Annotated in this window: 2 protein-coding genes; both read right to left on the bottom strand. The window is 67.5% G+C overall.

All coding sequences use genetic code 11. The features are described 5' to 3' along the window. Positions 1 to 1,047, bottom strand: a 1,047-nt coding sequence (locus ACFWPJ_RS31755; RefSeq protein WP_378857058.1) for an MraY family glycosyltransferase, incomplete at its 3' end; no start/stop codon positions are given. A gap of 13 nt (positions 1,048 to 1,060) precedes the next feature. Then, complete coding sequence (locus ACFWPJ_RS31750; RefSeq protein WP_378857056.1) at positions 1,061 to 1,726, bottom strand: L-threonylcarbamoyladenylate synthase; 666 nt, start codon at positions 1,724 to 1,726, stop codon at positions 1,061 to 1,063. Positions 1,727 to 1,860: the final 134 nt, after the last annotated feature.

Raw genomic sequence — 1,860 nt, 5'->3', positions numbered from 1 at the left:
CACCACAAGTCGCCGATCCATCAGCGAAGTTCCCACCGCGCCGAAGGCGAGCACGCCGACCCACAAATAGATCAACAGGACCACGCGTCGCTGGGAATGTCCGATCTGTAGCAATCGGTGATGAAGATGCATTTTGTCCGGTGTGGAGAAACTCACGCCCGCGCGCACCCGGCGCACGATCGCGAGCAACAGATCGAGCACCGGAATGAACATCACCGCGCCGACCAGCAACAACGGCGAGAGCAAACCGACAATGTCGCGCGGGCCATAGCCCTGCAGCGGAATTCGGCCGGAGGCGCCGGTGGAAACCGCCGCCAGCATCAAACCGATCATCATCGAGCCGGTATCGCCCATGAAGATTCGGGCGGGCGAGAAATTGTGCGGAAGAAATCCGAGGCAGGCGCCTGCCAGCGCGGCGGCCAGCAGCGCGGGTGGATAGGTGTCCACCGAGCCGCCCTGGTCGTAGAGCAAACCGACGGAGAACACGAAAACCGCGACGGCACAGATCAAGCCGAGCCCCGCCGCCAAACCGTCCAGACCGTCGACGAAGTTCATCGCGTTGACGAGGGTGACGGTGATGCCCACGGTCACCAGGCCGCCCTGCAGCGCGTCGAGCACCACGGTGGAGTCGTTGAACGGGTCGTAGATCACGTACCAGCTCAGGCCCATCACGGCCATCACGCCCGCCGCGGTGACCTGCCCGGCGAATTTGGTGAGCGCGTCCAGGCCCCATCGGTCGTCGACGATGCCGACGAGCACGATGATCGTCGCCGCAACCAGCACCGCCGGAATATCGGGCGCGTAATCGAAACCGCGCCGCAGGGCAGGCAATTGGTGCGCGAACAACACCGCGGCGACGACACCGACATACATGCCGACGCCACCCATCCGCGGAATCGGCGTCACGTGCACATCGCGCTCACGCGGAACCGCGACCGCGCCGAAGCCGATGGCCAGCACCCGGACACCGCCGGTCGCCAGGAAGGTCACCGTGGCCGAGACGAGCAGCACGAGCACCAGCTCGCGCAGGGGAACGACTGAGCTCATGGGAGGCGTGCGATCACCGCTGCGCGGGGCTGGTCAGCGCGTCGGGCGCCATCCCGAGCACCTCCGCGATATCGGCCACCGGCACCGCACCCTCCCGCAACACCCGCGGCTGATCCGCGGTCAGATCGACGATCGTGGAGGCCACCGCGTGCTCGGCCGGACCACCGTCGAGATACACACTCGCCAGCGACCCCAGCTGCTCGCGCGCCTGCTCGACGGTGCTGGCCGGCGGCTGCCCGGACACATTCGCGCTCGACACGGCCAGCGGCCCGACTTCGCGCAGCAATTCCAGCGCGACCGGATGCAACGGCATCCGCAGCATCACCGTGCCACGGGTGTCACCCAGATCCCACGCCAGCGACGGCGCGGCCTGCACGACCAGGCTCAGGGCGCCCGGCCAGAACGCGCGGATCAGTTCCCGCGCCTGCGGGCGTACAGAGAACACCAGACCATCGATGGTGTGCCACGACCCGACGAGCACCGGAACCGGCATATCGCGACCGCGCCGCTTGGCGGCCAGCAGCGCGCCTACCGCGTCGGCATCGAACGCGTCGGCCGCCAGGCCGTACAGCGTGTCGGTCGGCATGACAACCAGCCGACCGGATTTGAGCGCGCTGGTCGCCGCGGTGATCCCCGCTGCCCGCGACGCCGGTTCCGCACAGTCATAGACGGTACTCACAGCGTTTCCGCCTCTCCGCGATCATTGGGGCTGTTCCGCCTCCCCGGGACTCCTGCCGGTCGTCGGGTGCGGCACGAGCAGTGCCGCCTCCACGAGAACTCTGCCGGTCACTGGGTGCGGCTAGAGTCTATCGT

This window comes from Nocardia sp. NPDC058497 (genome assembly GCF_042720195.1).
GTDB lineage: Bacteria > Actinomycetota > Actinomycetes > Mycobacteriales > Mycobacteriaceae > Nocardia.
Note: the sequence above shows the minus strand (reverse complement) of the source record. Positions and strands in the feature narration are given on the sequence as shown.